The sequence below is a fragment of the Thermanaeromonas sp. DSM 22490 genome, assembly GCF_056378755.1.
Genome location: NZ_JBJHHE010000056.1, coordinates 1 through 1908, shown reverse-complemented (window position 1 = coordinate 1908; position 1908 = coordinate 1). Strand labels below are relative to the sequence as shown.

Genomic DNA, 1908 nt, shown 5'->3' with positions numbered 1-1908 from the left:
TGTCGATCTATACGCTCAAAAGCTGCTCAAGGATGAGAAGTTAACAACCTGGGTTGTGGATGAAAGTATAGCTAAAACAGCTGCCGAATTACGGGGCAAATATGGGATAAAGACGCCAGATGCGATCCAGATGGCAACGGCTATTATCGCTGGAGCCAAAACATTGGTTACGAACGATGCAAGTCTAAAGAAAGTCAGGGAAATAGAGTCCTTGGATAAGTTGCGAGCCTTTATTGCAGCCCGGCGGCTATAGGCTCTCTTAATCCTTCAGCATTTCCCGACAAACTCGACTTCCTCTCTCGGTTAAGAACTAGCTGTTCACTACACTGCAAGGAGTGAATATTATTGCGCCTTTATCACGTAGAGCGTAACGACGAATGCCCTTGCGGCAGCGGCGGCAATTATAAAAAATGCTGTTTCGGTAAAGTAGAAGAGACAACGCGCATTTTAAAGCAATACGATAAGAAGATAGAAGAAGAGAGAGCCGCGTGGTCTATTCTGGACGGGTACTACATCCCGACCAGATACCCGAATGGATTGCCTGATGACATTCCGGCGCGGGTTTATAATCAGAAGACCGCTCGGGAGGCTGTAGCTCTAGCTGCTCAGGCGGTTGATAGGCCCTTTGTGGAACGCCCAGGTTACATCTACAGCGAACTAGCTCCTCGTGTAGCCACGGACATCCTGGTCTATACTCCCGAGGAATGGCAAAAGATAAAAGACCGGCCTTTCATTCAGCAGTCGCTAGCCGAGGGAAGCGTGCTCTAATTTCTTTCATAAATACTTTTAAGTCTTCGACATCCCGCTTTAAAATCCCCCAAACGATCTCGGGGTCAAGACGGGCATAGTCATGAACAATAATGTTACGAAACTGGGCCATTTTCACCAGCCTCTTGACTAAACTATCCGATAAGTACCCCGCTTCACCTAGAACTACAAAAATGTCTTTATTATCTATAGGCTCTCTTAATCCTTCAGCAGAGATAATATGACTGGCTATGTCCAAGCAGCTTTCCACTGCCAGGTGAAGGGTTCTTTCAATATACCGCCGGATGCGTTTTTCCCGCTTAAAATCCTGCAAACTTATATTCCTTTCGGCTTCCAGATCGGCTATATATTCGGCCAAAAGAGCAAGACGCTCGCGTAGGACTTCAGTATCCGTCATTGGAGCTACCTCCCAAAGCCCTGACTATCATTTGCCGGCTCCTGTTTTCTAACAACGGCCGGAGATCGAAATAAGTGCGCCGCGACTTAACCTCGAAGGATATCCGATAACCCGGCTCCTTGTCTACTAATAAAATACCATCTTTTAAAATCTGGTGCCTGAGCAACAAAGGCGCTTCTTCCATGTCTACTACATCTACTTTCCTCCCCACAATTCGTTCCAGGTCAATAATCATCTCCAACCGGCGATCGAAACGGGCCAATTTATCCTCCAGGCGGTAAAATAATACCGCCACATCAATATCACTGTTTTCTCGGTCGGTACCTCGAGCCTGCGACCCGAAAAGATAAGCAGCGGCTATATCCTTACGCTGCTCCAGGTAGCCGGAAATTATTGATATTGGGGGTTTTAACTCGCCTCTGGGCCGCATGAGAAGGAAATTACACCCCTCACTTATTATCTTTAGCTACCACGCTGGCCCTCCGCTCTACCAACTATTGTAATCTATAACCCTGCCATGTCTCAATACTAAAAGTGCACTAACTAAAAGTGCACTAAAGCGCACGCCCGACGCATCCACAAGCGGCTGCATTTTATTTATTTTTCCGCCATAAAGCTATTCTTATTAGCTCCTTGTCCAGGCTTTACACATAAAGTAAAATAGAGTAAACTAAAGAAAAAACAGGAGAAACCGGAAATGCCCATAGACCACGACGCCATATTCAAGGAGCTCATCACCAACT

Annotated in this window: 4 protein-coding genes; 2 read left to right on the top strand and 2 right to left on the bottom strand. The window is 46.4% G+C overall.

Going from position 1 to position 1908, the window contains the following annotated elements; translation table 11 throughout:
• A partial coding sequence (locus AC1BI1_RS15260; RefSeq protein ID WP_476718163.1) for a type II toxin-antitoxin system VapC family toxin occupies positions 1-253 on the top strand: 253 nt, incomplete at its 5' end.
• A 92-nt stretch (positions 254-345) separates the two neighbouring features.
• Positions 346-768, top strand: a complete 423-nt coding sequence (locus tag AC1BI1_RS15255; protein ID WP_476718162.1) for an SEC-C metal-binding domain-containing protein — start codon at positions 346-348, stop codon at positions 766-768.
• Here AC1BI1_RS15255 and hepT read toward each other — a convergent pair.
• Entirely contained in the window at positions 731-1165 is a 435-nt protein-coding gene (gene hepT, locus AC1BI1_RS15250) for a type VII toxin-antitoxin system HepT family RNase toxin (protein WP_476718161.1), read from the bottom strand. The two genes, AC1BI1_RS15255 and hepT, sit on opposite strands and share 38 nt — an antisense overlap.
• Positions 1152-1595: a type VII toxin-antitoxin system MntA family adenylyltransferase antitoxin gene (gene mntA, locus AC1BI1_RS15245; protein ID WP_476718160.1), complete on the bottom strand. Its 444-nt coding sequence runs from the start codon at positions 1593-1595 to the stop codon at positions 1152-1154. The genes hepT and mntA overlap by 14 nt, the downstream gene beginning before the upstream one ends.
• Positions 1596-1908: the final 313 nt, after the last annotated feature.